Below are 16,173 nucleotides of genomic sequence, written 5' to 3'. Positions count from 1 at the left end.
GCGATGCAAAACGACTATATTGTTCAAAACCTGTTAGGACTTCACGTCCGTCCCGCCAAAAAAATTGTGGAGGCGGCCGGGCGCTACAAGGAATGCGACATCTTCTTAGAAAAAGCAGGTAAACGCGTCAGCGCGAAAAGCTTGGTAAACGTGCTCACCATCGGCGCCAAGCACGGTGACACGGTCACACTCATTACCGAGGGAGAGCAGGAAGAAGTGGCGCAGGAGGAGATCGGCCGCATTCTGGCCGAATATTCCGAAGCGCCGCCTTGGAAGGAGGGGTAACTGTGCGGCTTCAGGGAGTTGCCGCGGCGCCGGGGATTGCGATCGGTGTCGCGAAAGTGATGCGGGAGGAGCAGCGGCCGGAACGGCTTCCGATCCGGGCGGAAGAGACGGATGCCGAGCTGGTGCGGTTGGCCGAGGCGATCCGCCGGGCGGACGAGGAGCTGCAGGAGATCGGCCGGGACTTGACGGACCGGGGCCGGGAGCAGGAAGCGGAAATTTTCGACGGCCACCGGCTGTTCCTTCAGGATGAAGAGTTGATCGGCAAGGCTCAGACGATCATCCGCGAGGAGCTTATCCGGGCGGAAGCGGCGCTGGACGAAGCGATGCGGGAGACTGTCTCGCTGCTGGAAAGTCTGGACGACGAGTATTTGCGGGAGAGAGCTGCGGATATCCGCGATGTGACGCGCCGTGTGATTCGCAAGCTGCGCCATGCCGATGAGCCCTTGGACACGTGCCTGACGGATGAGCCCTTTATTCTGATCGCGGATGAGCTGACGCCTTCGCAGACGGCCCAGCTTGATCCGAAAGCGACGGCGGGCTTCGTCACCGCTTCCGGCGGCAAGACGTCGCACTCTGCCATATTGGCCCGCTCGCTCGGCATTCCGGCGATCGTCGGCTTGGGCGAGAGCCTGTTCCAGGTGCAGGACGGCCAGCGGCTCGTCATCGACGGCCGCGAAGGCGTCATGCTCGTTGCTCCGGCAGAGGAACAGCTCTCTGCTTACCGCCAAAAAGCAAGCGAGCAGCAGGCGTTGGCCGAGCGTTACCGTGCGTTTGTAGACTGCCCGTCCGTGACACTGGACGGCGCAAGCATCGAGCTCGTCGCCAACATCGGCTCGCCGGCCGATGCGGAAGCGGCCGCGCGCGGCGGGGCTGAAGGCGTAGGGCTGTTCCGCACGGAGTTTCTGTACATGGGCCGCGATTCGCTGCCGACGGAGGATGAGCAGTACGAAGCGTATGCGGCGGCGGCCCGGGCTTTCGGACCGGAGGCGCCGATCGTGATCCGCACGATGGATATCGGCGGGGACAAGGAGCTGCCGCTGCTGGAGCTGCCGAAGGAAGAGAACCCGTTCCTTGGCTACCGGGCGATCCGCATTTGCCTGGACCGGCCGGAGCTGTTCAAGACGCAGCTTCGCGCCATCTTGCGGGCCAGCGCGGAGGCCAATATCAAGATCATGTTCCCGATGATCGCTTCGCTCCGCGAATGGAGACGGGCCAAGGCTGTTCTGAAGGAGGCCAAGGCGGAGCTGCGGGCCGAAGGCCGGGCGTTCCGGGACGATCTGGAGACCGGCATCATGATCGAAGTCCCGGGAGCGGCGCTGATGGCGGACCGGTTGGCCAAAGAGGTCGATTTCTTCAGCATCGGGACGAACGATCTCGTGCAGTATACGATGGCGGCCGACCGGATGAATCCGAAGCTAGCCCAATTAAACGATCCGCTTCAGCCAGCGGTGCTGCGTTTGATCGATCAGGTCATCCGCGCGGCGGCGCGGGAAGGCAAATGGGTCGGCATGTGTGGGGAGATGGCGGGTCAGCCGCATGCGGTGCCGATTTTGCTCGGCATGGGGCTGCACGAGTTCAGCATGAGCGGCGTCCACGTGGCGCGTACGCGGGCGCTCATCGCGAAGCTTGACCGGAGCGGGATGGGCAGGCTGGCGGAAGCGGTGCTTGATCTGAGCGATCCGGACGAGGTCCGAAGCGAGGTCGAGACGCAGCTTCCTTGGCTGCGCGAGTTTTTGTAGCATGTAAGGGGAAAAGCACGGTACAGAGGCGTATGCGCCCCTTGCCGTGCTTTTTTGTTGGAACGAACGGTAAGCTTGACGGTGCCTTTTGCGAACATTACAATAGGTAGTGTGAGGTGTTTTCATGAAAATTCATTCATTCAAGACGAACGAAAGCGGATTAAACCGCTTCTTCGGACCTCTGGAAGCGAGAATCATGCATATCCTGTGGAATGGTCCGGAGATGGCGATCAAAGACGTTCAGGCAAGGCTGGCCAAGGAGCAGGCAATCAATTTCAATACGGTGATGACGGTCATGAACCGGCTGGTGGACAAGGGTGTGCTGCGCAAAAGAGCGGAAGGGCGCGTCTCCTTATTCCAGCCTACCCAATCGCTGGAGCAGTTTCTCGAAACCCAATCCAAAGAGCTGACGAACGATTTGCTTGAAGAATTCGGACCGCTTGTCGTGAACCATATGCTGGACGCCCTGGAAGAAGCGGACCCGGCGCTTCTTGAGCAGTTGGAGCAAAAAATTCAAGCTCTGAAAAAGGAAAGATAGCCTATGTGGGAAAAACGTTCCAGAATCCTGTTCCTTACGGGCCTTGGGTTTTCGGGCCTGATCATGTCCCAGATAGTCGCGTATGCGCTGCATTTGCTGTTGGGCTTGGAAATCAAGCATAACCTTATCCAATTTTGCGCCAGTACGGCGAGCATTTACGGTTTGGACGGCGTGGAGTATGCCTTCGACATCGTCGTGTTCTACACTCTGCTGCTGACCGTCGGACTCATCGTCCAGCAGCAATGGGCGTCGTGGTGCACGTACCGGCGCTTGCAAAGCAAACGGGACGAACGGATGACGGCAGAATTGAACGGGCAGTACGGCGGCGGCGGCGAACCGATTCTGGTCGTCGCCTGCGACGAGCCGCGAGCGTTTACGATGAACCTGTTGAACCCAAAGGTCATTTTATCGACGGGCTTGATCCGGCTGCTGGATGCGAGGGAACTGGAGGCGGTGATCCATCATGAAATGTATCACTGGAAGCACGGCGATCCGCTCAAAACGTTCGTGCTGTCCCTCTGCTCGTCGGTCATGGGATACGTCCCGCTGCTACGGTGGGTGCACCAAAAATACCGGACCGTTCGCGAGGTGCTCGCGGATCATTATGCCATCGAACAACTGGGTTCGTCCATAGAGATCGGCAGCGCCTTGCTGAAGCTCCTGAAGTACAGAAAGTCGGAAACGATGGTATTTTCCTACGTCTCGTTCGCAGACAATTCGATCAACTGCCGTATTCAGTTAATTTTGGACCCGCAATCCGAGATTCCGTTCAAATTGCCGCTGAAGCTGATCTTGATTTCATTCCATACGGTGCTTTTGCTTGGCGCGATGTTTTTCTTCGCTACCCTCTGATCGTGTAGGAAAGGACCGCGGCGCGGTCGGATTATTTTTCCGGACGGCGCATTTTTTTGCCGTCTGACACTACAATAAGTAGTGTGATGATTAGGAGGTGATGCGAATCGGATGAAGCAAGGCGGATGAAAGGAAGCGGTCCTCGAATCAGCCTGATAAAATGGGATTTTATTCAAGGAGGAAGGTGTGAAATGACAATGTTTTCTGAATGGGGAGCTTTGATTGTACGTATCGTATTGGGAGTGACTTTTCTTTTGCACGGGCTGCAAAAATTTCAATCGGGGATTGAAAAAGCCGCAGGCTTCTTTCAAAGCATCGGCTTGCCCGGTTTTCTGGCTTATGCGGTCGGCGGCATCGAACTGATCGGCGGCATTTGCATGATTCTCGGTCTGGGCGTGCGCGTATTTGGCGCATTGTTTTCGATCATTATGCTTGGCGCGATCCTGACCGTCAAGCTGTCGCAGGGATTTATCGGCGGGTATGAGTTCGATCTTGCGCTGTTCGCCATGTCCCTGCACCTGTTGATTAGCGGAAACCGTGTGCTGGCGGTGGATAGCTTGTTCCGTAAGCGAACCACAGAAGGGGCGAGCGCCTAGAGCGCTTGGAGCTGTTTCGAGATTGTGCGCTGTCGATCCGGATTGGAGTATGGTATAGTTGGAACGTAGGAGGCATAGTAGCAGCACCTATACAAGAAGTCGCACTACATCACTATAGGAGACCTACTCAATCATGGAAAAGAAAACCGTACATTTCGGCAGCGTACTGGCCGGCATAATGGTGGATCAGGTCGCTTCGTTCGTCTCTTCGCTCTTGATCGGCACGATCTACATCACGTCCAATCAAATCGGTCCGAGCGAGATTTCCAAGGTGTATGCGAGTACGCCGCTTTTGATGATTTACCTGCTTGTCGGCTTGTTCTGCACGGGGCTCGGCGGGTATGTATCGGCTTCGGTGGCGAAGCGGGACGCTTATTTTCATGCTTCGATTATCGGCGTTGTGGGAGCCGCGATCGGCTTCTATTATTCATTCGGCCACTCCGAGGTTCCCTCATGGTATCATCTTATTGGCTTCTTAGCCATCATTCCCGCCGCCTTGCTGGGAGGTCGCGCCGCTTTCGTGAAAAGACGGCGGGCCAACCCGGATAAGCGGCCCGGCAGCGGACCGAAGCCGGATTGACCGGCGGTTCGCATGACGGCTGCTTTGATCCCTGCGCTTATCGCCAAGCGAAAGCCCGTCCGAATGACGAATCGGACGGGCTTTTGCCGTGCACGCTAGCTTTGTGCCGAGATGGTCTGACGCCCGGGCGAGGCTGCGGACGGATGCAGCATTTTGCCGCTTTTCCAACGGCGGAGAACGAGAAAGCCGCGTAAATATTCGTCGGCGATCATCGACACATAAATTCCGGCCAAGCCCCAGCCGAGCCGAATGCCGAGGTAGTAAGAAATCGGCGTTGCGAGCAGCCAGAGCGAGATCACTCCGGTAATCATAATGAACCGGGTATCGCCGATTCCCGTTAAGGCGTTGCCCATGGCCATATTGATCATTTTCCCCGGCTGCAGCAGCAGGTTCAAGCCGAGCAGCGCAACCCCGAGCGCCACAATCTCCTCATCAACGGTGAACAGAGACAGTGCCTTGCTGCCGAATACGTACAGCAGCAGCGCATTGGTCATGACGACCGCAAGTCCCGTCCACATTCCCCGATAAGCGGCACGGTACGCCTCCTGTGTCCGTCCGGCCCCGAAAAGATGGGCGATCTGAATTTGCAGAGCCATGGCGATGGAAAACCCGAGCGTGAAGCAAAACGACTCCATCGTATTCATATAAGTCCGTGCCGCCAGTTCCTTGGCCCCGAGCATCGCAATGAACGAAAACAGAATCAGCTGCGAGAATACCCACGAAGCTGAGGATACACCCATAGGCCAGCCGATCTGCATCGTTTCGCGGAACAAAGGGCGGTCGAATCGCAGAAAGTCTTTCCAGCCGACCCGGCGCTCGAACGAATGCACGAACAGGAAGGCGAGCACAATCGTGGCCAGCAGACGGCTGACAAGGGTCGAGACCGCTACGCCGGCCAGCCCCCATTGCGGAAAGCCGAAGGCACCGTAAATAAACGCGTAGTTCAGCACAACGTGAATGACGTTCATCCCGATCGCGATATACATCGGACCGCGCGTGTTCCCCGTATTGCGAATCGCCGTGCTGAAAGCGGCCATGGCGGCGGTCAGCGTCATGCCTCCGCCGATGATGGAGATGTACGTATCGGCCATCGGCAGCAGAGCAGCCGGGACCTGCAGCAGCGCGGCGATATCGCGGGCAAAAAGATAGAGCACAAGGCTGAGCAGGGCCCCGATCACGACCGATATATTGATCGACATGATGGCTACCGTCCGAGCGTCTTCCGGCTTGCGGGCCCCGAGCTTCTGCGCGATCAGCACGCCGGCCCCGTTGGCGACCGTCATGAACAAGATCGTGACGGCGGAAAACAATTGCGTGGAAATGCCTACTACGGCTACGGCGCCGTCCGATATGCGGCTGACCATAAGTGTATCCGCTGTACCCAGCAAAAACTGCAGAAACATTTCAATAAAAATGGGCCACGCGAGCACCCATAGCGTAAACTTTTTGTCGTCATTCATGTTCCGTATCCTCCTGATGCCATATTCCCATATCACATTATAGAGCGTATACTTGAAAGCATGTATCAGTATCCGAACTGAAATTATCAATTTGCAAACCTGACTTCGTATGCTAAGAGGGTGAAAGCGATGCCAATTCTCGAATTTACATCCCCGCCGCTGCCTCACTATTTGGCCAGCGGTTTCTGCATCATTGCGCCCGGGCGCAAGCATCCGAATCGGCGCAATATCGGCGTGTTCGATCTGCTCGTCGTACAGGAAGGCTGCATTTATATTATGGAAGGCGGCGATTACTACGAAGTTACGGCTGGCCACGCGATCATTCTCCGCCCTGACCGGCACCATTATTCGCCGCAGGGGTGCACGACGGATACGGCGCATTATTGGCTGCATTTCAACACGACGGGCGCGTGGAGAGAGACGGAGGAGGGAGTACCGGTGCTGCCGTCCGTCCCGATAGAGGAAAAAAGTTTCACGATGCAAACCTTCGCCATTCAGCTCCCCCAGTTTGCCAAGCTGCTGAAGCCGACGTCCGTCTACCGGACGATGCAGCAGCTCGGCGAGCTGGAGAAGGAGTCGCACCGCAACTGGGCGCGCTGGAAGCATCAACTGCTGTTTCAGCAGGTGCTGGAGCAGCTTAACGCTTCGCTGCAAGCGGAAATGCCGCCTCCCGGAGCCGAAGTGGCGGATCAGGCGGCGTCCTACCTGCGCCAGCATTTCAAACAATCGGTGTCTGCGCAGAGCTTGGGGGAGGCGCTCAATTTTCACCCCGTGTATATTGCGCGCTGCATGCAGCGGGAATTCGGCTGCTCGCCCTTCGAGTATTTGCTGCGCTATCGGCTGGAGCAAGCCAAGCTGCTGCTGCTGCAAACCGACTTCCCAGTCGCCCGGGTGGCCGAAGAGGTCGGATTCAACCAAGCAGCCTATTTTACGTCCTGCTTCGTCAAAATGGAAGGCTTGACCCCGCGCGCTTATCGCAAGCGCTTTTCCCATGCCTGACCGGACACGGTCCAAGTCATTTGACTGGATACGAGTTAACAGTGGAGATGCCGCTTCAAATAATGCCCTGTGACCGAATGCGGATGCTCGATAAGCTCTTCAGGAACGCCTTCGAAGATGACTGTCCCGCCCTCTTGTCCGGCTCCTGGACCCAAGTCGACGATCCAATCGGCTTGACTGATCACGTCGAGATTATGCTCGATCACGATCACCGTGCTGCCGTTGTCTACGAGCCGGTTCAGCAGGCCGATCAGGCGGTCGACATCGGAGAGATGCAATCCGGTGGTCGGTTCGTCGAATACGTAGATTTGACCGCTGCGCTCCAGTTCGGCCGCGAGCTTCAGGCGCTGTCTTTCCCCGCCGGAGAGCGTGTTCAGCGGCTGCCCGAGCGTAATGTAGTCCAGCCCGACATCGCCTAGCCGCTCCAAAATCGTCCGAATGGCTTCCTCCCGAAAGAAGGTCCGCGCGTCCGCTACACTCATCTCCAAAACCTCGTCGATCGATTTGCCCCGCAGCGTATAGCCCAGAACCTCATTGGTAAACCGGCGTCCCTGACAGCTCTCACATCGGCTGACGATCGGGTCCATAAAAGCAAGATCCGTATACGTGACGCCAAGGCCTTTGCATTCCGAACATGCGCCGTTGGAATTGAAGCTGAACAACGTGGGGCTCACCCGATTTGCCTTGGCGAACAACTCGCGGATTGGGTCCAGCATCCCGGTGTAGGTCGCAGGATTGGAGCGCTTCGAGCCTTGGATGGCTCCTTGATCGATGTAGACGGCTTCCGGATAATGCCGGGGCAGCACCTTGTTGATCAGCGTGCTTTTTCCTGAGCCCGCTACGCCGGTGACGACCGTCATCACGCCCTGCGGGATACGGACGCTCACGTCTTTGAGGTTGTGTAGGGAGGCCGGACCGATCACGAGCGAACCGCCCGGTTGTCTCGGCGGCGTCTTGAGCCGGGGCCGGCGGCCGAGATACGTTCCGGTCAGGGTGCCGGAAGCCGGCAGACCTGCCAGACCGCCTTCGTAGACGATACTGCCGCCCTTGGAGCCAGCTTCCGGTCCCATATCGATCACATGGTCGGCTATGGCGATGACATCCGGATCGTGCTCGACGACAAGGACCGTATTCCCTTTGTCCCGGAGTCGCTTGATCAGGGAGTTCAGCCGGTGAACGTCGTGGGGATGAAGTCCGATGCTCGGCTCGTCAAAAATGTACGTGATATCCGTCAGACTGCTGCCGAGATGCCGCACCATCTTAACCCGCTGCGATTCGCCGCCGGACAGTGTGGCCGTTTCCCGGTTTAGGCTGAGATAGCCTAATCCGACGGAAATCAGATGCTCCAGCCGTTCGACGATGGCGTCGACCATGGTTGCGGCGACGCCATCGTCAATGGCGCGTATGACGGGGGCGAGTTCACTGATCTGCATGGTCGTGCAGTCCGCGATGCTTTTGCCGTTGATCTTACAGCCGAGCACCTCCTGATTCAGTCTGGCCCCCTTGCACAGAGGACAAGCGCCCCGGGTGACGATCCGGTCAAACTTTTCCTTGTAGCGCGTTTTGGCCTCCTCGGATTCTTTGGTCAGAAAGCTCCGTTCAAACCGGGGAATCAGGCCTTCATATTTGGAGGACGGCGGCCAGCCGGGACCGGGATGCTTCAGCTTCATATCCGTTTTGTAAAGCAGCGTGTCCCATTCCTCGTCCGTATACTCGCCAAGCTTTTTGTCGTTGTCAAATAATCCGGAACAAACATACCGTTTCCAACGCCATTCGCCGGGACGAAACGTAGGAAAACGGATGGCCCCCTCGTTCAGCGATTTTTGCCGGTCGATCAGCAGGTCGAGATCAATTGCCGCCACCGTTCCCAATCCTTCGCATTTGGGGCACATCCCGTGCGGATCGTTGAACGAAAAGGTGTTGGAATAACCGACAAACGGCTTGCCGATCCGGGAGTACAGCAAGCGCAGCAAGGAGTAAATATCGGTGACAGTTCCGACGGTGGACCGGACGTTGCCGCCGAGCCGCTTCTGATCGACCACGATCGCGACAGACAAATTGTCCAGCGAGTCCACATCCGGCTGCCCGTAATGAGGAAGACGATGCCGGACGAAGCTGGTAAACGTTTCGTTGAGCTGGCGCTGCGATTCCGCCGCAATCGTGTCGAATACGAGTGAAGACTTGCCGGAGCCGGATACGCCCGTAAACACGGTGATCCGCTTCTTTGGAATGCTGACCGTCACGTTTTTTAGATTATTTTCTCTCGCGCCTGTAACGCGGATCATATCGTGCCGGTTGTCGGGGGCGCCACTTTGAATGATCATAGGCCGGATCTCCTCCTTCTTCAAGAATGATGATCTGAGATCGTTTATTTCCATATAGAAACCATACTTAAACGGATCGCGATTGCTTGTTGTCGAGTGCGGCCGTTACCTTTTGGCACAGCTCCGCAAAAATACTTTGCTCGCCGGGTGTAAGAACGGAGGCGGCGATTTCGGCAGCCTCGCGCCGGCTTTGGGCCGCACGCTCCAGAAAAATTCGGCCGCTATCCGTGAGCGACGTCGTTTGTTCCCGCCGGTCTTCCTCGCGCGCCGTTTGTTCAATCAACTGCTTATCCTTTAAAACTCTGAGATTTTTCGAGGTGGCCGGACGCGACATCCCCAGCGTTTCGCCGATGAGCGAAGGCATCATGGGACCGCGGATGCGCAAAATTTCCAGAATGTCGTACTGCGCCCATGTGAGCTGCTCCGGGTTAACCCGCGTTCTCCTGGCGATCAGCACGCATTGGAGATGGGACAAAGCGTTCTCCAGCTCGCCGGGTTGATCTGGCTGCATGAAAGGAATCCCCCTATCGATATCGTGCATTCTGTTTGTCATCGTATCAAATTAGTTTCTTTTTAGCAATCAATTGTGGAAGGTAGAGTAGCCGCCGGAGGAGCTATACGGTTACCTTTGTCTGCGAAAAATATCCGTTGTTTTAAGTGGCTCCGGGTTGAATTAGTGCATCGTCACAGTTGCCTCGCGCTATTGACACACCACCGATTTCAAAGATATTATGGATACAACAACTCCATAATAGGCGACGAGAATAACTGCAGCGGTTAAGTATGCTTAGCACCCATGTTGTATTATTTTGCTTTATTAAAGACATGGCGGAAACTTTCATATTCAACAAAAAGGAGTTAAACATCGTGATTGTACTTGGAAATATTTTAATCACAGGAGGCCGGTGAGTATGGGAAATATTTGGAATGAGCGTTTTAATTCGGAAGAATATTACTATGGGGAAGAACCTAACGTATTTATTCAGCAACAAGCTTTTCGATTAGAACAATGTCAAAAAGTTATCGCGTTTGCAGAGGGTGAAGGAAGGAATGCTGTTTTTTTAGCAAAAAGAAATCATGAAGTGACAGCCATTGACTATGCGGAGAGCGGTTTGCAAAAAACGAAAAAACTGGCTCAGAAGCATGGCGTTGAAGTACATACCCAAAAAATCGACCTTTTGGAAGATGATGTGCCGAACGAGGAATATGATGCCGCCATCATGGTATTTGGGCATTTTCATAAAGACGATCAGACCATGATTCTCAATAAAATGAAAAATGCGATAAAGCCTAAAGGGATTATGATGCTTGAGGTATTCTCCGAGGAACAATTAAAGTATGGTACGGGTGGCCCCCCGGAGCTTGAAATGCTTTATGAACCAAAAGAAATGCTTGCTTGGTGCGAAGGTCATGAGGTGATCCATTTCTTCTATGGCGAACAAGAGCGTGTGGCAGGAAAGGAGCACACCGGATTATCCCATGTCATTCAACTTGTATTAAGAAAATAATGGGGAATCCGTGGCACTCAAGCAACTAGCAAGGCCCCAAGCGTCCTATTTTGCATTACTGCATCAGATCGAATCGGCAAGTGTGTCCCGAATTGGGACACATTTTTTTTGTGCGTTCATTACCTTTCATTTTCCACACTCCGAAGGTTTGCACAATCACCTACGAACAATTTTTGTTTGGTGACTGATTAAACTGCATGGGTCATGTAATATCAAAACGAATAGAAAAAGTTGTAATTTGTAAGATATTGTGGCAATATAATATCTATGAAGAGCAAATTGGTCAAAATGAGGTGGCATTCATACTTTTTCAAGAAACGAGGTCAATCCAAAAGTGAGCATGTTATTACTACGATAAGGCAAAATTTTTATAAATTATTTTTAATTGTATCACTCCTCATAATTATTTCTAGCAGCAGCCCCTTAGATCATGAAAAAAAACTCCAGATCATGAATTGGGAAGAAGATTTGCATGTTCTCTCCCATGAACTGACTTCCAGACATGCAGATGCATTTTTCAAAATCACTAAGGAACAATTCTATGTCAAAGTTGAGGAAGTCAGGGCGCAAATTCCCAATTTAACTGCATCTCAGGTAATAGTTAAATTAATGGAACTTGTGGCTTTGATTGGAGATTCTCATACAACAGTACAGCAAACATCGACTTCGATGCTCCCCTTTTCTTTGTTCAATTTTTCTAGTGGGATTTATGTTGTTAGCTCAACTCCTGAATTTCAGTTTTTAATTGGCCAAAGATTAATGGAAATTAATGGTTATCCTATCGCATCAGTTAAGGAAAGGTATCGTGATATCATTCCACATGAAAATGAATATTGGGTTTCATATCAGTTTCCTAAATATCTGAAGAATCTTAATCTTATGTACGGACTTGGCTTTAATCAAGGTAAGCACGAGAATCGTTTTATGTTCCAGAATAGTCAAGGAGGAGTACAAGAAATTCGAATTCGTTCTGGGACGGAAGTCGAAGATACTGTTTTTTTCAGTAAAATAGGCAAAGATGTTCCTTTGTTTTTGCGAAATCAAAGTGAAAACTATTGGTATGAGTATCTATCGAAAAATCATACTTTATATTTTAAGTACAATCGATGCTTGGAAATGAAGGAAAAGAGTATTGCCAATATTACGGATATGATCATGGATGATTCAAGGAAGCACGAAATCAGAAAGGTTGTTTTTGATCTTCGATTTAATGAAGGTGGGAGATCTGACTTGCTAGAGCCACTCATTGAAAAATTGCGCTTCAATCAAAACAGCCATTTCAAAGTGTACGTAATTATCAATAATGGTACATTTTCGGCTGGGGTGAGTACAGCCATCTCTCTAAAAAATAAACTGAATGAATTCTGGTAGGGAACCAACCGGTGGAAAGCCGGATTCTTTTGGTAACGTGGCTTCATTTGTTCTGCCACATACTAAACTCATGATTTCATACTCGACAAGAAAGTTTCATTTTATCGGAAATGAGAACAGGACCTCTTTGTATCCAGATATACCTCTAGCCTTGGACATAGAAGATCTACTTAATGGGACTGATAATGCAATGCAATATATTCTCTACTAACCGTACTACGTCCAACTTTTCTCGATTTCAAAGTCGGTTTGTACTTGTCATGGGTCGCTATTCTTGCCACAGGCTGTGCTGCCGTGGTTTCTTTTTTTACCACTTTATTGGCATTGGCTCTAAAGATTTCTAGTTTCCGAGCCGATATACAAGCTGAGTCCTATCCATTAGGACTTGTTAGGTGACTAATAGCTTGGAGGCTTGGAGAATTGAACAAAATCCGGTTGTTTCTTACACTCAATGAGCGGGGAGACAGAGAGTGATAGCCGGCAACGTCAAGCTATAGGGACTGTCATGTAAAGTGACAGTCCCTTTTTTTTATAAAAACTTCCTGTTGTGTTTCTTCCCATCGAAGGTGAACAGCACCGGCTTCGTTTCGATGACCGATTCCAGATGCACTGTCTTCCCCCACAGCCGGTGAATATACGGGAGGGTCCGCTCCACATACTTCAAATCGAGCTCGATGCCTTCGTACATATGCTTCAAGTACAACTCGCCGTTCTTCTCGAAATCCCCGTCCTCGACTACGATATAAGGGAAGCCGCCGTTTACCCGGGAATACACGAGCTGGTCGCGGATATGTTCCCAAGACTTGTCGGTAATTTTCCACTCCGGTCCTTTTTTCTCGAAAATATACAAATCGAGCTCGTCGCACAGCTTTTTGGTCATATAGTTGCGGATGAACGATAGATCGGAGTCGAATTCGCGCACCTCAAATATTTTTTGCCGGCCTTCGCCGCCTTTATAGCCGAAGCGTTCCCGATCCTCCTCGGACGGGTTATCCCAGCGCTTCTCGATATCCTCGAAAATTTTCAGTCCCAGATAATATGGATTGAGCGTATGGCGGGACGGGACGACAACGGAGGAGTTGAGTCTGGAGTATTCGATCGTCTCGGAGTCGGTCAGATCGAGTTCCCGCAAAATGCGCTGATGCCAGTAGGAGGCCCAGCCTTCGTTCATAATCTTCGTCTCCAGCTGTGGCCAGAAGTACAGCATTTCGTCCCGCAGCATTGTCATGACGTCGCGCTGCCAATCCTTCAGGTAGGGAGCGTGCTCTTCGATAAAAAGCATCAGATCCTTCTCCGGCTTGGGTGGAAACTTGGCCGGAGCTTCTTTGGGGTTGATGGTCTTGGCTTCAGGCTTCTCATCTAAATCCCATAAATCCTCGTAGCCGAACTTGCGCTTCGCAGGCTTTTGCTGATCGTCCGCCGCTTCTTGCCGGCCGCTGCCGCGTCCGCGGTACGGCTTCGTGATCAGCGGATCGACATGCTCTTGGATGGCGAGCATGGCATCGATAAACCGTTCTACCTCGTCCGTCCCGTATTCGATCTCGTATCGGCGGATGCGCTCGGCCGTGGCGGACATGCTCTCGACCATGTTGCGGTTCGTCTTGGAAAAGCGAACGTTGTTTTTGAAAAAGTCGCAGTGCGCCAGCACGTGCGCCACGATCAGCTTGTTCTGGATGAGCGAATTGCCATCGAGCAGGAAAGCGTAACACGGGTCGGAGTTGATGACAAGCTCGTAAATTTTGCTGAGTCCGAAATCGTACTGCATTTTCATCTTATGAAACGTCTTTCCGAAGCTCCAATGACTGAAGCGGGTCGGCATCCCGTAAGCGCCGAAGGTGTAGATAATATCGGAAGGGCATATCTCGTAGCGCATCGGGTAAAAGTCGAGACCGAAGCCGCTGGCGACCTCGGTAATTTCCGCGATGGCGTATTCCAGCTGCTTGATGTCATCCGCCTTCACTGGGCGATCCTCCCCTCCGCGCCCTTCGGGAAAAAGGTTTTGAGCGCCTTGTACACTTCGCCTTTCTCACGGATCACGTAGTGCACGAATTTCGGGTCGTGAATGTTCCGGTAAGCGGACATGAGCGTGCTGCTGCGGTTATATTGGTTCACTTCGCCATACCCGAACAGGTTCGCCCGCTTGACCAGCTCGCCGATCAGCCGTACGCATCGTTCGTTGTCTGATGTCAGGTTATCGCCATCGGAGAAATGAAACGGATATATATTGAAGCGGGACGGCGGATAGCGCCGATCAATCAAGTCGACCGCAAGCTGATAGGCCGAAGAGCAGATCGTGCCGCCGCTTTCGCCTTTGGTGAAAAATTCCTCTTCCGTCACTTCTTTGGCTTCGGTATGGTGGGCGATGAAAATGATTTCCACCTGTTCGTATTTCGTCCGCAGGAATCGCGTCATCCAGAAGAAGAAGCTGCGCGCGATATATTTTTCGAAGGACCCCATACTGCCGGACGTGTCCATCATGGCGAGAACCAGCGCGTTCGAGTGAGGGGTGACGACTTCGTCCCACGTCTTATAGCGCAGATCGTCCGGGCTGATATGATGAATACCGGGAACCCCGGAGGTGGCGTTCCGCTTCAAATTTTCGAGAATCGTCCGCTTCTTGTCGATGTTGGACATGATTCCTTTTTTGCGGATATCGTTGAAAACGATTTCTTTGGTCGTGACATTGTGCTTTTCTTTCTGCTGCAGGTTCGGCAGCTCCAACTCCTCGAAGAGCATGGACTGCAGCTCCTCCATTTGCACCTCGGTATCATAATAGTCGTCTCCGGGCTGATCGCCGGCGCCCTCGCCTTTGCCCGGACTGGAAGTGTGCTGCGGGTCTACCCCCAGCACGTCGCCGACCTGGCTATCCCCGTCGCCTTGCCCCACATGCTTGGTCTTGTTGTAATTATAGCGGAAACGGTACTCATCCAGACTGCGGATGGGCACTTTGACGATTTGCTTGCCGTCCGACATGATGATGCTTTCGTCCGTCACCAGATCGGGCAGATTTTGCTTTATCGCTTCCCGGACTTTCTGCTGATGGCGGGTCTGATCCTGATATCCTTTGCGGTGCAGGGACCAGTCCTCGCGGGATACGGTAAATAAAGGCTCTGTCATGCGGAACACCTCCTGATAGCTTTTAGATCAAAGCTGGCTTCGATAGCGCGGTCAAAAAGCGGCTGAGCCGGCGTCGAATGCTTGAACGGTGTTGGGGACCGGGTGGACGATAAGCGGTAAAGAAACACGTAACTAACATGACAAGTACTTGAAAAAAGTGCTTGTTACTAAATATATTCAAGTGCCGGAGGGATATGTAACGGGGTAGGAGCGGATTTTTTTGGCAACGGGATATTGACTGACGGGTCCAAAAGATTCAAAAAGCCTCTATTTTGCGAGAGCTGATTCTGGTTTATCGTTAAGGCTGAGAAGACTCCCTCTTCGATAAGGGGGAGATGAATCAGCATCTCTTGTATAAGAATGAGAACATATGTGCTATAATTGTCATGAAATCACCAAAGGAGATAAGACTCGCATGTTGCATCATAAAGCTTTTCGCTTTCGCATCTACCCTACAGAGGAGCAAACGACGCTGATCCATCAGATGTTTGGATGCGCTCGCTTTGTCTTTAACCACTTCCTTTCGAGGTGGAACGACACCTTCCAAGAAACAGGCAGAGGCTTGTCTTACCAGACCTGTGCAAACGGGCTGCCAGCGTTGAAAAAGGAATGGCCTTGGCTCAAGGACGTGGACAGCATTGCTTTGCAATCCGCCGTTCGCAGCCTGGCAGATGCGTTTGATCGCTTCTTTCGAAAGCAAAACGATCCGCCTCGTTTCAAGAGCAAACGCAATCCCGTCCAAAGCTACACCACGAAGTTTACGAACGGCAATATTGCCGTTGCCTGCGATCTGCTGAAACTTCC

At 52.8% G+C, this 16,173-nt stretch carries 15 protein-coding genes; 10 read left to right on the top strand and 5 right to left on the bottom strand.

Annotation, left to right across the window (positions count from 1 at the left end; translation table 11 throughout):
• Window positions 1-3: 3 nt before the first annotated feature.
• The 6 genes from BLO51_RS23745 to BLO51_RS23720 all read left to right on the top strand — a co-directional run bounded on the left by BLO51_RS23745 (window position 4) and on the right by BLO51_RS23720 (window position 4,590).
• Entirely contained in the window at window positions 4-285 is a 282-nt protein-coding gene (locus BLO51_RS23745; protein ID WP_090675799.1) for an HPr family phosphocarrier protein, read from the top strand.
• A gap of 2 nt (window positions 286-287) precedes the next feature.
• Window positions 288-2,024, top strand: a complete 1,737-nt coding sequence (gene ptsP, locus BLO51_RS23740; protein WP_090675797.1) for a phosphoenolpyruvate--protein phosphotransferase — start codon at window positions 288-290, stop codon at window positions 2,022-2,024.
• Window positions 2,025-2,148: 124 nt separating this feature from the next.
• Window positions 2,149-2,562: a BlaI/MecI/CopY family transcriptional regulator gene (locus BLO51_RS23735; RefSeq protein WP_090675796.1), complete on the top strand. Its 414-nt coding sequence runs from the start codon at window positions 2,149-2,151 to the stop codon at window positions 2,560-2,562.
• Window positions 2,563-2,565: 3 nt separating this feature from the next.
• A complete protein-coding gene (locus tag BLO51_RS23730) occupies window positions 2,566-3,414 on the top strand; it encodes a M56 family metallopeptidase (protein ID WP_090675794.1) in 849 nt (282 codons plus the stop codon).
• A gap of 191 nt (window positions 3,415-3,605) precedes the next feature.
• On the top strand, window positions 3,606-4,010 hold the full coding sequence (locus BLO51_RS23725) for a DoxX family protein (RefSeq protein ID WP_090675793.1): 405 nt from the start codon (window positions 3,606-3,608) through the stop codon (window positions 4,008-4,010).
• Between the two features lie 133 nt (window positions 4,011-4,143).
• On the top strand, window positions 4,144-4,590 hold the full coding sequence (locus tag BLO51_RS23720) for a hypothetical protein (RefSeq protein WP_090675792.1): 447 nt from the start codon (window positions 4,144-4,146) through the stop codon (window positions 4,588-4,590).
• Between the two features lie 95 nt (window positions 4,591-4,685).
• Here the strand turns inward: BLO51_RS23720 and BLO51_RS23715 are convergent, their stop codons facing one another.
• Entirely contained in the window at window positions 4,686-6,050 is a 1,365-nt protein-coding gene (locus tag BLO51_RS23715) for an MATE family efflux transporter (RefSeq protein ID WP_090675789.1), read from the bottom strand.
• 129 nt (window positions 6,051-6,179) lie between these two features.
• Between BLO51_RS23715 and BLO51_RS23710 the strand changes: the two genes are divergently transcribed.
• On the top strand, window positions 6,180-7,049 hold the full coding sequence (locus BLO51_RS23710) for an AraC family transcriptional regulator (protein ID WP_090675787.1): 870 nt from the start codon (window positions 6,180-6,182) through the stop codon (window positions 7,047-7,049).
• A gap of 35 nt (window positions 7,050-7,084) precedes the next feature.
• Here the strand turns inward: BLO51_RS23710 and BLO51_RS23705 are convergent, their stop codons facing one another.
• Both BLO51_RS23705 and BLO51_RS23700 read right to left on the bottom strand, forming a co-directional pair.
• Complete coding sequence (locus BLO51_RS23705; protein WP_090675786.1) at window positions 7,085-9,373, bottom strand: ATP-binding cassette domain-containing protein; 2,289 nt, start codon at window positions 9,371-9,373, stop codon at window positions 7,085-7,087.
• Between the two features lie 67 nt (window positions 9,374-9,440).
• A complete protein-coding gene (locus BLO51_RS23700; protein ID WP_090675784.1) occupies window positions 9,441-9,884 on the bottom strand; it encodes a MarR family winged helix-turn-helix transcriptional regulator in 444 nt (147 codons plus the stop codon).
• A gap of 400 nt (window positions 9,885-10,284) precedes the next feature.
• Here BLO51_RS23700 and BLO51_RS23695 point away from each other — a divergent pair, with 400 nt between their 5' ends.
• Complete coding sequence (locus tag BLO51_RS23695; RefSeq protein ID WP_090675783.1) at window positions 10,285-10,881, top strand: class I SAM-dependent methyltransferase; 597 nt, start codon at window positions 10,285-10,287, stop codon at window positions 10,879-10,881.
• 450 nt (window positions 10,882-11,331) lie between these two features.
• Entirely contained in the window at window positions 11,332-12,252 is a 921-nt protein-coding gene (locus BLO51_RS23690) for a hypothetical protein (RefSeq protein ID WP_143006959.1), read from the top strand.
• Between the two features lie 529 nt (window positions 12,253-12,781).
• On the opposite strand, the gene BLO51_RS23685 is transcribed toward BLO51_RS23690, so the two are convergent.
• Window positions 12,782-14,212 (bottom strand): SpoVR family protein, encoded by a 1,431-nt coding sequence (locus BLO51_RS23685; RefSeq protein WP_090675779.1) that lies wholly within the window; start codon window positions 14,210-14,212, stop codon window positions 12,782-12,784.
• On the bottom strand, window positions 14,209-15,369 hold the full coding sequence (gene yhbH, locus BLO51_RS23680) for a sporulation protein YhbH (protein ID WP_090675778.1): 1,161 nt from the start codon (window positions 15,367-15,369) through the stop codon (window positions 14,209-14,211). Before yhbH ends, BLO51_RS23685 begins: the two co-directional genes overlap by 4 nt.
• Before the next feature lie 415 nt (window positions 15,370-15,784).
• Here yhbH and BLO51_RS23675 point away from each other — a divergent pair.
• The coding region (locus tag BLO51_RS23675) for a helix-turn-helix domain-containing protein (protein ID WP_143006958.1) at window positions 15,785-16,173 on the top strand (389 nt) is incomplete at its 3' end.

It is taken from the genome of Paenibacillus tianmuensis (assembly GCF_900100345.1).
GTDB lineage: Bacteria > Bacillota > Bacilli > Paenibacillales > NBRC-103111 > Paenibacillus_G > Paenibacillus_G tianmuensis.
Note: the sequence above shows the minus strand (reverse complement) of the source record. Positions and strands in the feature narration are given on the sequence as shown.

Coding starts and splice junctions, on each gene's coding strand:
- BLO51_RS23745 (WP_090675799.1), top strand. CDS start 4: ATGCAAAACGACTATATTGTTCAAAACCTGTTAGGACTTCACGTCCGT.
- BLO51_RS23735 (WP_090675796.1), top strand. CDS start 2,149: ATGAAAATTCATTCATTCAAGACGAACGAAAGCGGATTAAACCGCTTC.
- BLO51_RS23730 (WP_090675794.1), top strand. CDS start 2,566: ATGTGGGAAAAACGTTCCAGAATCCTGTTCCTTACGGGCCTTGGGTTT.
- BLO51_RS23725 (WP_090675793.1), top strand. CDS start 3,606: ATGACAATGTTTTCTGAATGGGGAGCTTTGATTGTACGTATCGTATTG.
- BLO51_RS23720 (WP_090675792.1), top strand. CDS start 4,144: ATGGAAAAGAAAACCGTACATTTCGGCAGCGTACTGGCCGGCATAATG.
- BLO51_RS23715 (WP_090675789.1), bottom strand. CDS start 6,050: ATGAATGACGACAAAAAGTTTACGCTATGGGTGCTCGCGTGGCCCATT.
- BLO51_RS23710 (WP_090675787.1), top strand. CDS start 6,180: ATGCCAATTCTCGAATTTACATCCCCGCCGCTGCCTCACTATTTGGCC.
- BLO51_RS23705 (WP_090675786.1), bottom strand. CDS start 9,373: ATGATCATTCAAAGTGGCGCCCCCGACAACCGGCACGATATGATCCGC.
- BLO51_RS23700 (WP_090675784.1), bottom strand. CDS start 9,884: ATGCAGCCAGATCAACCCGGCGAGCTGGAGAACGCTTTGTCCCATCTC.
- BLO51_RS23695 (WP_090675783.1), top strand. CDS start 10,285: ATGGGAAATATTTGGAATGAGCGTTTTAATTCGGAAGAATATTACTAT.
- BLO51_RS23690 (WP_143006959.1), top strand. CDS start 11,332: ATGAATTGGGAAGAAGATTTGCATGTTCTCTCCCATGAACTGACTTCC.
- yhbH (WP_090675778.1), bottom strand. CDS start 15,369: ATGACAGAGCCTTTATTTACCGTATCCCGCGAGGACTGGTCCCTGCAC.